Origin of the sequence: Actinacidiphila glaucinigra (assembly GCF_035918135.1) — a bacterium.
Lineage (GTDB): Bacteria > Actinomycetota > Actinomycetes > Streptomycetales > Streptomycetaceae > Actinacidiphila > Actinacidiphila glaucinigra.
The window spans coordinates 6,677,874-6,693,862 of record NZ_CP109144.1; the positions used below are offsets into that span (position 1 = coordinate 6,677,874).

Below are 15,989 nucleotides of genomic sequence, written 5' to 3' on the forward strand. Positions count from 1 at the left end.
GTTGCCGTCCGCGGGTACAGATGGCCCCCTCCACGCCCACTGGTGGTGGGCGCGCCCGCCGTGACCCGCGACTGCGGGTGATTCGGGGTGCCGCCATGGGGGGCTCAGGGAGGGCTTTCAGCGGTATCGACGGCGGAAGCGGGCCCGATGTCGGGGAAGCACCCGCGGACGCCGGTTACGGCGGGCGCGCCACCCACGGACGGTGGGCGTGGTCACCGGCCATCGGCACCCGACGGCAACGAGACCGGAGCCGTGCGAACTGCCGGCCCCGCTCCGGAGCCTGAACCCGGCCACCCAGCGTCCCGCACACCGCCGACCGGCCCGGGCCCCTACCCTCCCCGTCCGCAGCCGGCCGCTTCGCGCCCGCAGGGCGCGAGGCGGCGGGACAGCCGAACCACCGGGGCGGTACCCACCCACCGGCGCCGCACGTACCGGTCGAATGCCCCTAGTGGCGGCCCGAGATGCGGTCCGCGATGCGGGCCAACCGGTCGGTCTCCACGCTGCGTCCGGCCTGCTCGCGCCGGTCGGCGCCGCGGTAGGCCGCGTACAGCCCGTGCACCCCGATCCACCGGAAGGGCTCGGGCTCCCAGCGGCGCACGCGGTGGTGCACCCACGGCAGGGCCGTCAGCTCCGTGCCGTGCGCCTGGCCGGAGTCCATCTGTACGAGGTCCCGCAGCGTCCGCGCCGCGAGGTTCGCCGTGGCGACACCGCTGCCGACGTAGCCGCCCGCCCAGCCGAGGCCGGTGGAGCGGTCCAGCTCGACGGTCGCGCACCAGTCGCGCGGCACGCCGAGCACCCCGGACCAGGCGTGGTCGATCGCCACCCGCCCCGTCGCCGGGAAGAAGCGCACCAGGATCTCGCGGAGCGCCTCGACCGTCGCCGCCTGCGTGCGGCCGTCGTTGTCCGTACGCGAGCCGAAGCGGTAGGGCACCCCGCGGCCGCCGATGGCGATCCGGTCGTCGGCGGTGCGCTGCGCGTACATGTACGCGTGCGCCATGTCGCCGAGCGCCTCCCGGCCCTCCCAGCCGATGGTGTCCCAGACCTCCCGCGGCAGCGGCTCCGTCACGACCATCGAGGAGTTCATCGGCAGCCACGACCGCTTCTGGCCCTTGAGCGAGGCGGTGAAGCCCTCCGTGCAGCGCAGGACGTAGGGGGCGCGCACGCTCCCGAACGGTGTGACCGCGTGCTTCGGCCGGATCTCCGTCACCGGGGTCGACTCGTGGACGACGACGCCGAGCGCCTCCACCGTGCGGGCCAGCCCCTGCACCAGCTTCACCGGGTGGACACGCGCCCCGTGCGGCGTCCAGGTGCCGCCGGCCGTCCCGGCGACCCGGATCCGCGCGGCGGACTCGGCCGCGCCCAGCAGCAGGCGGTCCTTCTCGCCGAAGGCGACCTCTGTCTCGTGGAACGCCCTGAGCCGGGCCAGTTGCGCGGGGGAGTGGGCGACCTCCAGCACCCCGCCCTTGTGGACGTCCGCGTCGATGCCCTCCTCGGCGGCGACGCGGATCACCTCGTCCACGGTCCCGTTCATCGCGCGCTGCAGCGCGACCGCGGCCTCCCGGCCGTGCAGCGCGGCGTAGCGGTCGCGGCCGGCGATGCCGTTGTACAGCCAGCCGCCGTTGCGGCCGGAGGCGCCGTAGCCGCAGAAGCGCTGCTCCAGGACGACGATCCGCAGGAAGGGCACGGCCTTCTTCAGGTAGTAGGCGGTCCACAGTCCGGTGTAGCCGCCCCCGACGATGCACACGTCCGCTGTGGTGTCCCCGGGCAGCGGCTCACGCGGTACCGGGAGGCCTGACTTCGCGTACCAGAAGGAGATGCCGCCGTTGACGGTGGTCATGGTGCCCCTGCAATTCGTATGCGTGCTCGGTCCGGAAGGTGTGCCGGGACGTTACTGTGCCCCGAGAGCGGGCGGCAACGGCCAACCTGTCAGGATCAGCGCTCGGAGGTGGCACGGATGTCGGTGCGGAACGCGGTGGCGCGGGCCTGGACGGAGCTGGTGGACACGGCCCGCCGCTCCGTCGACGACGGTCTCGTGGTCGGTACGTCCGGCAACGTGTCGGTGCGGGTGGGCGACGACCTGGTGCTCGTCACGCCCAGCGGGGTGCCCTACCACCGCCTCGCCCCGGAGGACACGGTCGGGGTCGGCCTGGACGGCAAGCAGGTGCTCGGCGCGCTGCGCCCGACGAGCGAGCTGGCGATGCACCTGGCGATCTACCGGCACACCGACGCGGGCGCCGTCGTGCACACCCACGCCGTGCACGCCACCGCCGTGTCCACGCTCCTCTACGAACTGCCCGCCATCCACTACATGGCCGCGGCCCTGGGCGGCCGGATACGCGTCGCCGACTACGCGATCTACGGCAGCGAGGAACTGGCCGCCAACGTCCTGCGCGCGCTCCGCGACCGCACGGGCTGCCTGCTGCGCAACCACGGCACCATCGTCTACGGCGACGACCTGGAGCAGGCATACGACCGCACCGCCCAGCTGGAGTGGATGTGCCAGGTCTGGCTCGCCGCCCGCTCGGTGGCCGGGTTCTCGCCCTCGCTGCTCTCCAAGCGTGAACTCGCCCGCGTCGCCGAACGACTGCGCCAGTACGGCCAGCCCGGGGACGAGGCGGAGGGTGAGCACGAGGGGCACGAGGGGCACGAGGTCCACGACGGCCCCGAGCTCCACGGGCCCGCCCGCGCCGACGTCCCCCGGCCCCGCGAGGCCCACGAGGACGAGCGCGGCTGAGCCCGGACGGCTCCGCCCACTGGCCGCCCCGGGTGAGCGCGCGGAGACTGGAAGCGATGCGCCTCACCACGGCGGCGGCCCTCGCCGCCACGACAGCGTTCGGTGCCGGTGCGGCCGCGGTGGCGGCCGGGCGGCACGTCTCCGAGCTTGCCCTGAGGCCGAGCGCGAGCGGCGTCGACCCGGACCCGCTCACCGTCCACGCCGTGACCGGGCAGGACATCACCCTCACCCGGACCCTGGGCACCGCACGGCGGGGAGTGCACGGCCTGATCGCCGCCGGGGTGCACGTCACGGTCGGCGAGGTGCTCTCGACGGCCCCGGACTCGGTGACCCGTCGCCTGGTGCGGATCAACCGCGGCGCCGTCGCGCCGGGCGACACCTTGCGGCTCACCCCGCAGGTGCACATAGGCACCCCGGGGTCGGCCCTCGGCCTGGAGTACCGGGACGCCGAGATCCCCGCCGAACTCGGCCTGCTGCCCGCCTGGTTCGTGCCCGGCGCCCGTGACACCTGGGTCGTGCTCGCACACGGCCTCGGCACCTCCCGCGAGCTCGGCATGAACCTCATGGCGTTCCTGGCCAACCTGCGGCTGCCCGTCCTGGCGTTCTCCTACCGCAACGACGCCGGCGCGCCCCCCTCGTGGGACGGCATCGGCCACCTCGGCGACTCGGAATGGCGCGACCTCGACGCGGCCATGCGCTACGCGGTCCGGCACGGCGCGCGCCGGCTGGTGCTGCACGGCTGGTCCACCGGCGCGACGATGGCGCTCCGGGCGACCAGCCACTCCCCGCTGCGCGCCCTGGTGTCCGGGATGGTCCTGGACTCCCCGGTGCTCGACTGGCAGGACACGGTCCGCTCCGCGGCCGCCGCCCGGGGCGCGCCGCGGGCGCTGCTGCCGCTGGGCGTGCGCGCCACCGAGGGCCGCACCGGCCTGCACGCGGAGCGGATCGCCGAGGCCGCCCACCCGGAGCGGCTGGACGTCCCGGCGCTCGTCTTCCACGGGCCCGACGACGCACTCGCCCCGTGGGGGCCGTCCCGCCAACTCGCCCGGCAGCGTCCGGACCTGGTCACGCTGCACGCCGTCAGCGGCGCGTCGCACGCGGCCATGTGGAACGCCAACCCCTCAACCTACGAGGAGGCCCTCCGACGCTTCCTCACCCCCCTCCTCTGAGCCCCTCCCTACGTGGTCTTTATGTCCGAACAAAAGCGCATCTCTCCCTTTAATTCGGGCGGCGTCAATCACGGTACGGGGACGCTCGTTTGGGTTTCCGGGTGCTCACCCGCAAGACTGCTCCCGTGACGTCCCGTATCCCGCGAGACACTCCGCTGCGGCTTGTCCCGCGCAGGCCACTCGCCACCGCGCGCCGTGCCGCCACCACGCGGCGAAGCCGCCCGCCGCGGCCGCCGGAGGGAATCCCGGCGCTGCCCGAGCTCGCCCGCAGGGCGCGCACCGAACTCTCGGACGCCGTACGGCTGGCCCGCTGGGCCGACGCGGAGACCGGCGCCGCCGCCCCCGGGACCGCCGGGATACTGCGGGACCCCGACGTGCTGCGGGCCGTCGCCGCCCTGGGCCTGACGGAGCGGCAGGTGCGCACCGCCTGGGACCGGGCCCGACTGACCGGCCTGATCGAGCTGCACAAAGGAGGTGCCGCCCGGCCCGGCTGGCGACTGCGCGCCTGGGACCGCGACGACACCGCCGTGCTGCGCGGCTGGGTCGCGCTCTTCGACGCGTGGTCGCTGGCGCACCCCGCGGCGCTCGAGCCGGAGTGCGCCGACGCCGACCCGTCGCTCGTCGCGGAGGCCGTCGAGGCCGCACCGCAACTGCTCTCCCTGCTCCACCTCTCCTCCGGTCCGGTCGCCGTGGCCGTGCTGCTGGACCTGTTGCGGCAGCGTGTGGCCGAGCTACGCGCGGAGCGCCACGAGCCCCCGGCGGGCGGCGGCCGCGACGAACTGCCCGCGCTGCTGGACTGGACGCTGGACGCGCTCGCCCGTGTCGGCGCCCTCAAGCCCCGCGACCCGGCCCGCCCCGGCGAGGTCACCATCACCGCGCTCGGCAGCTGGGCGGTGTGGGTGAAGCTGGAGCAGATCTGTGTCGCCGCGCAGGGCCCCGCCGGCCACTTCGAGCACTCCGCCGAGGAGATGCTCAAGGCATGCATCGGGATGGCGCCCGGCGCCGCCCGCGACGAGTACAAGGCCTGGCTGGCGGCCCGCCCGGTGGCCCAGGCGGTGGGCGAGTTCCTGGACGTGGCGCGCGGCGACGACGCCCTGCTGCGCGCCCTGGCCTTCGAGGCGCTGCGCGTCGTCGGCGGCCCCGCGGAGCCGTCCGTCCGCCACGCGGTCGACGAGGCAGGTCTGCGGCCCTACGCGCTGCTCTGGCTCGCCGAGCACGAGGGTGCGGACCCGGAGGACGTCGCCGCGCTGCTCACCCGCGAGGAGTCCACCTGGCTGTGGGTGGACACCGCCGCGGCCGTGGCCGACCACGGCGAGAGCCACCTGCTGGTGAGCCACCTCGAGACGGCCGTCCAGGGCTCGGTCACCCGCCTGCTGGAGGAGCTGCGCCACGCGGGCCACCCCCGCACCGTCCAGGTGCTGGTCGCCCTCGCCGCCGCGCACCCCGACCCCGCCCTGTCCAAGATGATCCGCCGGGCCGCCTTCCAGGTGCACACCGGGGGAGAGTGACGGGGGAGCCGCTCCAGGGTCAGTCCGGTATCCGCGGCACATAGGTGCCGAAGGACCAGAGGTTGCCCTCCGGGTCCCGGGCCGTGTAGTCCCGCGACCCGTAGTCCTGGTCGGTGAGCGGCAGCACGACCTCGGCCCCGGCGGCGACGGCGCGCTCGTGGTGCGCGTCGGTGTCCTCCACGGCCACGTACACCGACGCGGCACCCAGGTCCGAGGCGATCCGGCTGAACGCGGTGCCCGACCGCTCGCTGCCGAGCATCACCACGCCGTTGCCGTACGCCAGTTCCGCGTGCTCCACCGTGCCGTCCCCGCCCTCGTACACCGCGACCTCGGTGAAGCCGAAGGCCTCCTTCAGGAAGGCGACGGCGGCCTTCGCGTCCTTGTAGCGCAGCGTCGGACAGACGGTGGGCGCGGTTGCCTCGGCGGCCATGACGATCACTCTCCCCTTCCGGGACCTGACGTCCTGTGTGACGTGGATCCCAGTCTGGCAGGGGGGTCCGACAATGGCCCCGCGCCCGGACATTCCGGCCGGTCAGCGCTGGAAGGTGTCGCAGTCGCCGGGGTCACCGGTGTCCAGCCCGGTGGTGAACCACTGCTGGCGCTGCGCGGACGAGCCGTGCGTCCAGGATTCCGGGGTCACCCTGCCCTGCACCCGGGACTGGATCGCGTCGTCGCCGACCGCGGCGGCCGCGTCCAGCCCCCGGCGGATGTCCTCCTCGTCGAGCGCGCTGATCATCGGGCTGCCCGTGTCCTCGTCCAGGGTCCGTGTGGCGTTGTGCGCCCACACGCCCGCGTAGCAGTCGGCCTGCAGTTCCACGCGCACCGAGTTGCTGCTCGGGCCGGTGAGCCGGTCCTGCGCCTTGCCCAGGGTCCCCACCAGGTCCTGCACGTGGTGCCCGTACTCGTGGGCGACGACGTAGCTCTCGGCGAACGGGCCGCCCTGCGCGCCGAAACTGCTGCTCAGGGTCGAGAAGAAGTCCAGGTCCAGATAGACCTTGCGGTCCACGGGGCAGTAGAAGGGCCCCGACGCGGGGTCCGCGACCCCGCACCCGGTGCGGATGGGCTGGTCGAAGAAGACGGTCGGAGCGGGCTCGTAGGTCATGCCGCGCTTGCGGAACTCCGACGCCCAGTACGCCTGCACGTTGTTGATCACCGCGACCATGCGGCACTCCTGGCGGGCGTTGGCGTCCGCTCCGGTGCGGCAGCCGGCGGCGAGGTCCGAACCCGAGGTGGTGCCCGGCGCCTGGCCCGGCGGATCGGAGGAGAGCCCCAGCTGGTCGGGGCTGATGCCGAAGATCAGCCCGATCACCAGGACGATCAGCCCGGCGAGACCACCGCCCACCATCTTGCCCCGCGGCCTGCCGCCGAACCGTCCGCCGCTTCGCCGGTCCTCCACCTGGGATGTGTCGAGCGATGCGTCGTCGTCGAACTGCATACCTCCGATTATCGGCTGTTCCGTCCCTCCCGGCCCGTCGCGACCGCCGTCGTGACCAGCCGGGCGGCGCCCGCCGGCTCCCGCCCGAAAACCGCTTGCCGGGCACCCGTGCCGCCCCCGGTAGACTGGAGACATGGCAGTGATCCTCACGCATTAGACGGCGTCCGACCGCGACCACCGCGGATCCACGTCCGACTGCCGTCCGACACGCCCAGGAGCTTCTTCCCGTGATTACTGCCACCGGCATCGAGCTGCGCGCCGGAGCCCGCGTCCTCATCGAGTCCGCCTCCTTCCGCATCGCCCGCGGCGACCGCGTCGGCCTGGTCGGCCGCAACGGCGCCGGCAAGACCACGCTCACCAAGGTGCTCGCGGGCGAGGGCCTGCCCGCCGCCGGCACCGTGACGCGCTCCGGCGAGGTCGGTTATCTGCCCCAGGACCCGCGTACCGGCGACCTCGACGTCCTGGCCCGCGACCGCATCCTGTCCGCCCGCGGCCTGGACACCGTCCTGCGCAAGATGCGCGAGAACGAGGACCGGATGGCCAACGGCAAGGGCGCCACCCGCGACAACGCGATGAAGAAGTACGCCCGCCTGGAGACCGAGTTCCTCACCAAGGGCGGATACGCCGCCGAGGCCGAGGCCGCCACCATCGCCGCCGCCCTGGGTCTGCCCGACCGGGTCCTCGCCCAGCCGCTGCACACCCTCTCCGGCGGTCAGCGCCGCCGCGTCGAGCTGGCCCGCATCCTCTTCTCGGACGCCGACACCCTGCTGCTCGACGAGCCGACCAACCACCTCGACGCCGACTCCGTCCTGTGGCTGCGGGACTTCCTCAGGACCTACCGCGGCGGCTTCATCGTCATCTCCCACGACATCAACCTGGTCGAGACGGTCGTCAACAAGGTCTTCTACCTGGACGCCAACCGCTCCCAGATCGACGTCTACAACATGGGCTGGAAGCAGTACCTCACCCAGCGCGAGGCCGACGAGAAGCGCCGCAAGCGCGAGCGCGCCAACGCCGAGAAGAAGGCCGCGACCCTCAACGCCCAGGCCGACAAGATGCGCGCCAAGGCCACCAAGACCGTCGCCGCCCAGAACATGGCGCGCCGCGCCGACAAGCTGCTGTCCGGACTGGAGGCGGTGCGGCAGTCCGACAAGGTCGCCAAGCTGCGCTTCCCGGACCCCGCGCCCTGCGGCAAGACCCCGCTGACGGCCGAGGGGCTGTCCAAGTCGTACGGCTCGCTGGAGATCTTCACCGACGTCGACCTGGCCATCGACAGGGGCTCCAGGGTCGTCATCCTGGGCCTCAACGGCGCCGGCAAGACCACCCTGCTGCGGTTGCTGGCGGGCGTGGAGCAGCCCGACACCGGCGAGGTCGTCCCCGGCCACGGCCTCAAGCTCGGCTACTACGCCCAGGAGCACGAGACCCTCGACGCCGACCGGACGGTCCTGGAGAACATGCGCTCCGCGGCGCCGGACATGGACCTGGTCGCCATCCGCAAGATCCTCGGCTCGTTCCTCTTCTCCGGCGACGACGTCGACAAGCCCGCCGGCGTGCTGTCCGGCGGTGAGAAGACCCGGCTCGCGCTGGCCACGCTGGTCGTCTCCAGCGCCAATGTGCTGCTGCTCGACGAGCCCACCAACAACCTCGACCCGGCCAGCCGCGAGGAGATCCTCGGCGCGCTGCGCACCTTCTCGGGCGCGGTCGTCCTCGTCACCCACGACGAGGGCGCGGTGGAGGCGCTGCAGCCCGAGCGGATCATCCTGCTGCCCGACGGCGTCGAGGACCTGTGGGGCCAGGACTACGCCGACCTCGTCGCGCTCGCCTGATCCTTCCGGGGCCCGCGGCCGATCATCCGTGTGGATCACTCCACTGGATCATTCGGCCGACGGGTGATCCTTCATCTGCGTGAGACCGGCTCGTACTCCGGCGCGGGAACGTGCGAAATACCGGACGTACGGATGGATCAGCCGCGTCACATGGGGAAACTCCTTACCGGCCCGGGTGACCTGCCCTTTCTCCGCCGCGCTTCGGGGGGAGCCGGGGAAGGCTGTACGGAATGCCGGATTCCACCCGTCCGGCGCCGGGTGTCCGCGTCAACAGGGCGCCAAATGTTGTCGCACGGACCTTGCCGAATGGGTGGCCAGGAAGTCTCCTAGGGGTGATCATGAGAGTCACAGAGCGCACTTCCCTAGAGGAGGCACGGGTGGCCGAGACTCTGAAGAAGGGCAGCCGGGTGACCGGCGCCGCGCGCGAGAAGCTCGCGGCAGACCTCAAGAAGAAGTACGACGGTGGAGCAAGCATCCGGGCGCTGGCCGAGGAGACCGGCCGCTCGTACGGCTTCGTCCACCGGATGCTCAGTGAGTCCGGCGTGACCCTGCGCGGTCGCGGCGGAGCGACACGGGGCAAGAAGGTTTCCACGGCCTGACACACGGCCGGGCGCCTTGCGCAGCGGCTCGGAGTCGTGGCGGGACCACCCGGTCGCGGGAACGGCCGACCGGGTGGTTACTCTTCGGTAATCCAACTGCGGATCGCCAGGAGGTGCCCGATGTCCGACCCCACTGTGCTGCTGGAACGCGACGGCGTACGACTCGTGACGGAGGATTCCGTCGCCACCGTCACGCTGTGCAACGCGGCCAAGCGCAACGCCCAGTCGCCCGCCTTGTGGCGGGCGCTGGTCGAGGCCGGCCGGCTGCTCCCGGGCAGCGTACGGGTCGTCGTGCTGCGCGCGGAGGGCGTGTCCTTCTCCGCCGGGCTGGACCGGCAGGCCTTGACGCCCGAGGGATTCGACGGCGAGCCGTCGTTCGACGACCTCGCGCGCGCTCCCGAGGGCGAGCTCGACGCGACGATCGCCGAGTACCAGGCGGCGTTCACCTGGTGGCGGCGGAACGACGTCGTCACCATCGCCGCCGTGCAGGGGCACGCCATCGGGGCGGGCTTCCAGCTGGCCCTCGCCTGCGACCTGCGCGTCGTCGCCGACGACGTGCAGTTCGCCATGCGCGAGACCAGTCTGGGCCTGGTCCCCGACCTCGCCGGCACCAAGCCGCTGACCGAACTGGTCGGCTACGCCCGGGCGCTGGAGATCTGCGCCACGGGCCGCTACGTCGATGCCGAGGAGGCCTGCGCCGTCGGCCTGGCCAACGTCGCCGTCCCCGCGGCCGAACTGGACGCCACCGTCAAGGACCTGGCGGGCGCCCTGCTGGCCGCGCCGCGCGACGCGGTGATCGAGACCAAGGCCCTGCTGCGCGCGGCCTCGGGCCGTACGTACGAGGAGCAGCGCGTGGCCGAGCGTGCCGCGCAGGGCCGCCGGCTGCGGGACCTGGCGGGCGCGGGGGAGTAGCGGCAGCGCCGGGCCCGTGGTCCGTGTCCTCAGTCCCCGGCGATGTCGGTGACCACGACGGTCGTGACGTCCTGCGTCACGGCCGTCACCGCCATGGCCACGGCCCGTCCGACGTCCAGGGCGCGGTGCCCCGCGTCCACGGCGATCTGCACCTGCGACGGATGGCGCTGTCCGCCGAGCCGCGAGGTCAGCCCGGCGACCCCGGGCACCGACGCCGCAGCGCGGTCCGCGGTGGTGGCGGTCCGCCCGCCCTCCGGCGGGTCGACGGGCTCCGAGGGGAGCGCCACCCGTGGGCCGCCCTCCTCCAGCAGTCCGGTGACGATCAGGTCGACCGCCTCCGTCTCCAGGCCGACGCCCTCGGCGGCCGCCCGCCACAGCGCGTCCCTCAGCCGCGCGGCCGACTCGGGCAACGGGCGTTCAGGGGTGGCCTCGAAGCCCGCCTCCACGCGCAGCGGCCGCCTCGGCAGCGCCCCGGAGGGCGCCGACTCCGGCAGCGCCCCGGCCGCGTCACCCGGTTCCCCGCCCGAGCCGCCCTGACCGTCCGGTCCGCAGGGCCCGTTCGCCGTGCCGATGCGCAGCGTGCCCACGCGGACCCCGGGCACCGCGCCGGCTGCCGCGCGCAGTACCCCGGCCGCCGCCCGCTCGGTGACCCACACCGTGTCCCCGCGCCCGCCGAGGGGGAGCACACGGCCCAGCCCGAGTTGCCGGCGCACCGCTCGAGTCAGCCGGTCCGCGGTCATCGGCCGTCGCCTCCCTCCGGCGCGCGCGTCCGCGCGCGCCGCCATCCTGTCCCTGATCGCTGCATCCTCACGGCGCGACGGGGCATGCCCACATAGTGTGGTGCACGGAGCAGCCCGTACCGCTCCCGCCGTCGGAAACCCGAAGGGACGAGGTGCGATGACCGAGACCGCTCAGCAGCCGGAGGAGCGGGGCCGGACCCTGGAGAAGGGGACCAGCCCGGCCGGCAACGGCACGTCAGGGCGACGGGCGCCCCTGGGCGATCCCGCGACGCGCGGGCGGACCACCATCGCGGACGGCGTGGTCGAGAAGATCGCCGGGCTCGCGGCCCGCGACGTGGAGGGGGTGCACGCCCTCGGCTCCGGTGTCTCGCGCGGCTTCGGCGCGGTCCGCGACCGGGTGCCCGGCGGCAGGTCCGTGACCCGGGGGGTGCGAGCCGAGGTGGGCGAGGTGCAGGCCGCCCTCGACCTGGACATCGTGGTGGACTACGGGGTCTCGATCGTGGCGGTCGCGCACGGGGTGCGCGAGAACGTCATCGCGGCCGTGGAGCGGATGACCGGGCTCGAGGTCATCGAGGTCAACATCGCGGTGGGCGACGTCAAGCTCCCCGACGACACGGACGACGACGACCAGGAGCAGCGGGTCCAGTGACGGGCCCCGGGAGGGAAACAGGGAGCGGACGATGAGCATGGCCGTGCTCGGCTTGATCGTCGGGATGGCGCTCGGATTCGCCGGGTACTTCGGCGGGTTCGCGGCCTTTCTGCTGGTGGCGGCGCTCGGCGCCGTAGGGTTCGTGGTCGGCCGGTTCCTCGACGGCGACCTGGAGCCCGGGGAGTTCTTCCGCAGTCGTGACCGGAGGCGGTGAGCCACGCAGATGACGGCCGCGGCGCCGAACTCCCCCGCCCAGCCCCTCGTCCCCGGAGAGCGCGGCTCGCTCCGCCTCGCCGACCGCGTGCTGGCGAAGATCGCCTCCCAGGCGGCCCGCGAGGCCCTCGCCGACGCCCCCGGCAGAGAGTACGTGCCGCGCGGCGCGCGTCCCCAGGCGAGCGTCTCCGTCCTCCGCGAGCAGGTGTACGTAAGGCTCTCCGTAGAACTCGGCTACCCGGTGGACATCGCCGAGGTGTGCCGGTCGGTGCGCCGCCATGTCGCCTCCCGCGTCGAGGAGTCGACCGGTTTCGCGGTCCTCGGGGTGACCGTGGAGGTCGAACGCCTGCACTCGCGGGCCAGCCACATCGTGGAGGAGGCGAGGGTCCGGTGAGCGGACTCGGCCCGTCACCCCTCCCGCCGCGGCCCCGTTCCCGCCCGCGGCGCTTCTGGTCCCCGCGCCGCCTCCCCGCCGCGATCACCGCGGCCCTGCTGGCCGCCGTGGCCGGGCTGCTGCTCTACGACGTCGCCGCGGTACGCGCCGGACGGCCCGGGATGGCCTGGCGCCGCGACCTCGCGGACGAACTGGCCACCCGCCCGCTGGACGACCCGTGGATCCTCGCCGTGGCCTGCGTGGCGGTCGTGCTCGGGCTGTGGCTGCTCGTCCTCGCCGTCACCCCCGGGCTCCGCGACGTGCTCGCCATGCGCGCGGGAACGGCGCCCGTACGGGCCGGACTCGACCGCCACGCCGCCGAACTCACCCTGCGCGACCGCGCGGTGGAGGTCGCCGGGGTGCGATCGGCACGCGTCACGGTCACGCGGCGCACCGCCACGGTGCGCGCCGTGGTCGCCTTCCGGGAGACGGAGGCGGTCCGCGCCGACCTGGCCGCCGCCCTGGCCGAGGCCGTGGAACAGCTGGCCCTGGCCCGGCCGCTGGGCCTCGCGCTGCACGTCCGCCGTATGGGAGAGGGGTGAGGCGCGGTGCGCGCCACCGTCAATCGTGTCGTCCTCGTGCTCACCGGGCTGGTCCTGGTGCTGGCCGGCGCCGTCGTGCTGTGCTCCGCGACGGGTCTGCTGCACCGTCCGTACACCGGCCGGGACGACGTGCTGCTCAGCGAGGGCGACCGGACCCGTTACGAGGACACCTCCTGGTGGTGGCCCGTCGTGATCGGCGTGCTGGCCCTGATCGTGCTGTGCGCCCTGTGGTGGCTGCTCGCCCAGGTGCGCGACCGCAGGCTGCGCCGGCTGGCGGTGGACGCCGATGACGACGGCACGGCGCTGCTGCGCGGCCGCGCCCTGGAGGAGATCATCGCCGCCGACGCCGAGCAGCTGCACGGCGTCGACCACGCCACCACCGCGCTCATGGGCACGCCCACCGCGCCCCGTGCCCGGCTGCAGCTCGCCCTGTCGCCGAACGCCGTCCCCGGTGACGTCCTCGCCGAACTCGACTCCGCGGTCCTGGACCGCGCCCGCGTCAGCGCCGGCCTCCCCCTGCTCCCCGCCGAGGCCCGGCTGCGCGCCGTCAGCCACCGCGCGGCCCGCGTCAGCTGACCGCGCCGGGGCCGGACTTCGGCGACCGGGCCCGGAAGGGGGGAGGCCTCGAAGGGGGGAGGGCCTAGAAGCCGCCGCGCGCCCCGCCGTCCACCGGGAGCATGATTCCCGTCAGATAGGAGGCCGCAGGTGACATCAGGAAGGCGGCGGCACGGCCGAACTCCTCCGGGGTGCCGTAGCGGCGCAGCGGGATGCGCTCGCTGAGGCGGGCGCGTGCGGCCTCCGCGTCGCCGGTGAGGGCGTCGAGCTCACGGACGCGGTCGGTGTCGATCCGGGAGGGCAGCAGCCCCACCACGCGGATGCCGCGCGGCCCCAGCTCGTTGGCCAGGCTCTTGGCGTAGCCCGCCAGGCCCGGTCGCAGGCCGTTGGAGACCACGAGTCCCGGGATCGGTTCGTGCACCGAGCCGGAGAGCACGAAGCCGATGACGCCGCCCTCGCCGAGTTCGTCGGCGGCCGCCCGGGACAGTCGCACAGCCCCGAGGAAGACGGACTCGAACGCGTCCCGCCACTGGTCGTCGCCGATGACGTCGGTGCCGCCCGCCGGCGGGCCGCCCACGCTGACGAGGAGGCCGTCGAGCCTGCCGAACGCCCGGCGTGCGGCGGCGATCAGCCGCTCCGGCGCCTGCGGTTCGGCGTTGTCCGCGACAACGCCGGTCGCCCGCTCGGCGCCGCCCAGCGCCGCGACGGCGGCGGCGACCGACTCCTTGCGGCGGCCGCCGACGACCACCCGCGCGCCGTCGGCCACCAGTTCCCGCGCGGCGGCGAAGCCCAGCCCGCGGGTCGCGCCCGTGACGACGTACACCCTGTCCCTCAGCCCGAGATCCATGGCGTCATCGTGCCCCGTCGCGGCCGGATAGCGTGAGCGCGGTGTTGACCAGTCCGATGTGGCTGAACGCCTGCGGGAAGTTGCCCAGTTGGCGCCGCTCCACCGGGTCCCACTCCTCGGCCAGCAGACCGACGTCGTTGCGCAGGCCCAGCAGCCGTTCGAACAGGCTGCGTGCCTCGTCGGTGCGGCCGATGCGGTGCAGCGCGTCGGCGAGCCAGAACGAGCAGGCCAGGAAGGCGCCTTCACTGCCGGGCAGCCCGTCCACGCTGCTGTCCTCCAGGGTGTAGCGGCGGACGAAGCCGCCGTGGTCCAGATCGCGGCGCACCGCCTCCACCGTGCCGACCACCCGGCTGTCGGTGACGGGCAGGAAGCCCACCTGCGGGATGAGAAGGGTCGCCGCGTCCAGTTCCTTGGAGCCGTAGTACTGCGTGAAGGTGTTGCGCTCCCGGTCGAAGCCCTTGCGGCACACCTCGCGGTGCACCTCGCCGCGCATCGCCCGCCAGGAGTCCGCGTCGCCGGACAGGTGCGGCAGGCCCTCCAGGGTGCGCACCGCCCGGTCGGCGGCCGCCCAGGCCATCACCTTGGAGTGCACGAAGTGCTGCCGGTCGCCGCGCACCTCCCACAGGCCCTCGTCGGGCTCGTGCCACTTGGTCTCCAGGAAGTCCATCAGCGTGCGCTGCACCGCCCAGGCGTGCGGTTCGTCGCGCAGCCCGAAGCTGCGGGCCAGGAACAGCGAGTCGAGGACCTCGCCGTAGACGTCGAGCTGAAGTTGCTTGGCGGCGGCGTTGCCGGTCCGCACCGGCAGGGACGCCTCGTAGCCGGCCAGCCAGTCCAGCTCCTCCTCGGGCAGCCGGCGCTCGCCCGCCAGCCCGTACATGATCTGGAGGTCGGCCGGGTCGCCGGCGACGGCGCGCAGCAGCCAGTCGCGCCAGTGGTAGGCCTCCTTGAGGTAGCCGGTCTCGACCAGCACGTTCAGGGTGAGCGTCGCGTCGCGCAGCCAGCAGAAGCGGTAGTCCCAGTTCCGCACCCCGCGGATCTCCTCCGGCAGCGAGGAGGTGGCCGCCGCGACGATGCCGCCGCTGGGCGCGTACGTGAGCGCCTTGAGGGTGATCAGCGAGCGCAGCACCGCGTCCCGCCAGGGACCGTCGTAGCGGCACTTGGCCGACCAGGACTCCCAGTCCGCGCAGCTCTGCTCCAGCGCCCGGAAGGGGTCGATCAGGCGAGGCCGGCTCTCGTGGGAGGGGTGCCAGGTCAGGGCCAAGGCGGTCCGCTCGCCCTCGGCGACGGTGAAGTCCGCGTGGGTCGCGAAACCCTTGCCGTACATGGGCACCTGGGGTACGGAGCGCAGCCACACCGAGTCCGGCCCGGCGATCGCGACGCGGTGGCCGTCGGTGCGGCGCATCCAGGGGACGACCCGCCCGTAGTCGAAGCGCAGCCGCAGTTCGCTGGCCATCGCCACACGCCCGCGTACGCCCTCGACGATACGCATGACGTCCGGCGCGCGATCGCGCTGCGGCATGAAGTCGATCACCTTGGCGGTGCCGTCGCGGGTCTCCCACACGCTCTCCAGCACCAGGGTGCCGTCGCGGTACGAGCGGTGCGTGCAGGGCTCCTCGCGCCAGGCCGAGGCCGGGGCGATCCGCCAGTTGCCGTTGTCCTCGTCGCCCAGCAGCGCGGCGAAGCAGGCGGAGGAGTCGAAGCGCGGCAGGCAGAGCCAGTCGATGGAACCGCTTTTGGAGACCAGCGCGACGGTCTGCAGGTCGCCGATGATCGCGTAGTCCTCGATCAGTGCCGCCACGGTCGGCCTCCGTCTCTCCTCTTACGAGG

Annotated in this window: 16 protein-coding genes and 1 pseudogene; 11 read left to right on the top strand and 6 right to left on the bottom strand. The window is 73.7% G+C overall.

Going from position 1 to position 15,989, the window contains the following annotated elements:
* Positions 1-445 precede the first annotated feature (445 nt).
* Positions 446-1,837 carry an NAD(P)/FAD-dependent oxidoreductase gene (locus OIE69_RS30040; RefSeq protein ID WP_326577095.1) on the bottom strand — a complete coding sequence of 464 codons (1,392 nt, stop codon included), beginning with the start codon at positions 1,835-1,837 and terminating at the stop codon, positions 446-448.
* Positions 1,838-1,954: 117 nt separating this feature from the next.
* Between OIE69_RS30040 and OIE69_RS30045 the strand changes: the two are divergent.
* From OIE69_RS30045 to OIE69_RS30055, 3 genes and pseudogenes are all read left to right on the top strand, one after another.
* A pseudogene (locus OIE69_RS30045) lies at positions 1,955-2,605 on the top strand (class II aldolase/adducin family protein); the annotation flags it as partial.
* A gap of 185 nt (positions 2,606-2,790) precedes the next feature.
* The gene (locus OIE69_RS30050; RefSeq protein WP_326577097.1) at positions 2,791-3,903 is read left to right on the top strand and encodes an alpha/beta hydrolase family protein; all 1,113 of its coding nucleotides are present in this window, start codon (positions 2,791-2,793) and stop codon (positions 3,901-3,903) included.
* A 125-nt stretch (positions 3,904-4,028) separates the two neighbouring features.
* Entirely contained in the window at positions 4,029-5,411 is a 1,383-nt protein-coding gene (locus OIE69_RS30055) for a hypothetical protein (protein WP_326577099.1), read from the top strand.
* Positions 5,412-5,430: 19 nt separating this feature from the next.
* Here the strand turns inward: OIE69_RS30055 and OIE69_RS30060 are convergent, their stop codons facing one another.
* Positions 5,431-5,841 carry a VOC family protein gene (locus OIE69_RS30060; RefSeq protein ID WP_326577101.1) on the bottom strand — a complete coding sequence of 137 codons (411 nt, stop codon included), beginning with the start codon at positions 5,839-5,841 and terminating at the stop codon, positions 5,431-5,433.
* A gap of 102 nt (positions 5,842-5,943) precedes the next feature.
* The gene (gene ypfJ / locus OIE69_RS30065; RefSeq protein WP_326577103.1) at positions 5,944-6,846 is read right to left on the bottom strand and encodes a KPN_02809 family neutral zinc metallopeptidase; all 903 of its coding nucleotides are present in this window, start codon (positions 6,844-6,846) and stop codon (positions 5,944-5,946) included.
* A 227-nt stretch (positions 6,847-7,073) separates the two neighbouring features.
* Between ypfJ and OIE69_RS30070 the strand changes: the two genes are divergently transcribed.
* The 3 genes from OIE69_RS30070 (at position 7,074) to OIE69_RS30080 (ending at position 10,183) form a co-directional block, all read left to right on the top strand.
* Entirely contained in the window at positions 7,074-8,672 is a 1,599-nt protein-coding gene (locus tag OIE69_RS30070; protein ID WP_326577105.1) for an ABC-F family ATP-binding cassette domain-containing protein, read from the top strand.
* A gap of 377 nt (positions 8,673-9,049) precedes the next feature.
* Positions 9,050-9,271, top strand: a complete 222-nt coding sequence (locus tag OIE69_RS30075) for a helix-turn-helix domain-containing protein (protein ID WP_018560612.1) — start codon at positions 9,050-9,052, stop codon at positions 9,269-9,271.
* A 120-nt stretch (positions 9,272-9,391) separates the two neighbouring features.
* Complete coding sequence (locus tag OIE69_RS30080) at positions 9,392-10,183, top strand: enoyl-CoA hydratase/isomerase family protein (protein WP_326577108.1); 792 nt, start codon at positions 9,392-9,394, stop codon at positions 10,181-10,183.
* Positions 10,184-10,212: 29 nt separating this feature from the next.
* Here OIE69_RS30080 and OIE69_RS30085 read toward each other — a convergent pair whose 3' ends face one another.
* The gene (locus OIE69_RS30085; RefSeq protein WP_326577110.1) at positions 10,213-10,923 is read right to left on the bottom strand and encodes a hypothetical protein; all 711 of its coding nucleotides are present in this window, start codon (positions 10,921-10,923) and stop codon (positions 10,213-10,215) included.
* A gap of 157 nt (positions 10,924-11,080) precedes the next feature.
* Here OIE69_RS30085 and OIE69_RS30090 point away from each other — a divergent pair, with 157 nt between their 5' ends.
* From OIE69_RS30090 to amaP, 5 genes are read left to right on the top strand one after another with little or no spacing between them, the layout of a single operon-like run.
* Entirely contained in the window at positions 11,081-11,572 is a 492-nt protein-coding gene (locus OIE69_RS30090; RefSeq protein WP_326577112.1) for an Asp23/Gls24 family envelope stress response protein, read from the top strand.
* A 31-nt stretch (positions 11,573-11,603) separates the two neighbouring features.
* Entirely contained in the window at positions 11,604-11,786 is a 183-nt protein-coding gene (locus OIE69_RS30095) for a hypothetical protein (protein ID WP_018560608.1), read from the top strand.
* A gap of 9 nt (positions 11,787-11,795) precedes the next feature.
* On the top strand, positions 11,796-12,179 hold the full coding sequence (locus tag OIE69_RS30100; protein ID WP_326577114.1) for an Asp23/Gls24 family envelope stress response protein: 384 nt from the start codon (positions 11,796-11,798) through the stop codon (positions 12,177-12,179).
* Positions 12,176-12,760, top strand: a complete 585-nt coding sequence (locus tag OIE69_RS30105) for a DUF6286 domain-containing protein (RefSeq protein WP_326577116.1) — start codon at positions 12,176-12,178, stop codon at positions 12,758-12,760. The genes OIE69_RS30100 and OIE69_RS30105 overlap by 4 nt, the downstream gene beginning before the upstream one ends.
* A gap of 6 nt (positions 12,761-12,766) precedes the next feature.
* Complete coding sequence (gene amaP, locus OIE69_RS30110) at positions 12,767-13,336, top strand: alkaline shock response membrane anchor protein AmaP (protein ID WP_326577118.1); 570 nt, start codon at positions 12,767-12,769, stop codon at positions 13,334-13,336.
* 64 nt (positions 13,337-13,400) lie between these two features.
* On the opposite strand, the gene OIE69_RS30115 is transcribed toward amaP, so the two are convergent.
* Together OIE69_RS30115 and OIE69_RS30120 are read right to left on the bottom strand one after the other, a co-directional pair.
* Complete coding sequence (locus OIE69_RS30115; RefSeq protein ID WP_326577120.1) at positions 13,401-14,162, bottom strand: SDR family oxidoreductase; 762 nt, start codon at positions 14,160-14,162, stop codon at positions 13,401-13,403.
* A 4-nt stretch (positions 14,163-14,166) separates the two neighbouring features.
* Complete coding sequence (locus OIE69_RS30120) at positions 14,167-15,960, bottom strand: glycoside hydrolase family 15 protein (protein WP_326577122.1); 1,794 nt, start codon at positions 15,958-15,960, stop codon at positions 14,167-14,169.
* Between the last annotated feature and the right edge of the window lie 29 nt (positions 15,961-15,989).

What these genes read in the sequence shown, in the direction of transcription:
- OIE69_RS30090 (WP_326577112.1), top strand. Translation starts at nt 11,081, where the DNA reads ATGACCGAGACCGCTCAGCAGCCGGAGGAGCGGGGCCGGACCCTGGAG.
- OIE69_RS30085 (WP_326577110.1), bottom strand. Translation starts at nt 10,923, where the DNA reads ATGACCGCGGACCGGCTGACTCGAGCGGTGCGCCGGCAACTCGGGCTG.
- OIE69_RS30100 (WP_326577114.1), top strand. Translation starts at nt 11,796, where the DNA reads ATGACGGCCGCGGCGCCGAACTCCCCCGCCCAGCCCCTCGTCCCCGGA.
- OIE69_RS30080 (WP_326577108.1), top strand. Translation starts at nt 9,392, where the DNA reads ATGTCCGACCCCACTGTGCTGCTGGAACGCGACGGCGTACGACTCGTG.
- OIE69_RS30060 (WP_326577101.1), bottom strand. Translation starts at nt 5,841, where the DNA reads ATGGCCGCCGAGGCAACCGCGCCCACCGTCTGTCCGACGCTGCGCTAC.
- OIE69_RS30050 (WP_326577097.1), top strand. Translation starts at nt 2,791, where the DNA reads ATGCGCCTCACCACGGCGGCGGCCCTCGCCGCCACGACAGCGTTCGGT.
- OIE69_RS30115 (WP_326577120.1), bottom strand. Translation starts at nt 14,162, where the DNA reads ATGGATCTCGGGCTGAGGGACAGGGTGTACGTCGTCACGGGCGCGACC.
- OIE69_RS30040 (WP_326577095.1), bottom strand. Translation starts at nt 1,837, where the DNA reads ATGACCACCGTCAACGGCGGCATCTCCTTCTGGTACGCGAAGTCAGGC.
- ypfJ (WP_326577103.1), bottom strand. Translation starts at nt 6,846, where the DNA reads ATGCAGTTCGACGACGACGCATCGCTCGACACATCCCAGGTGGAGGAC.
- OIE69_RS30095 (WP_018560608.1), top strand. Translation starts at nt 11,604, where the DNA reads ATGAGCATGGCCGTGCTCGGCTTGATCGTCGGGATGGCGCTCGGATTC.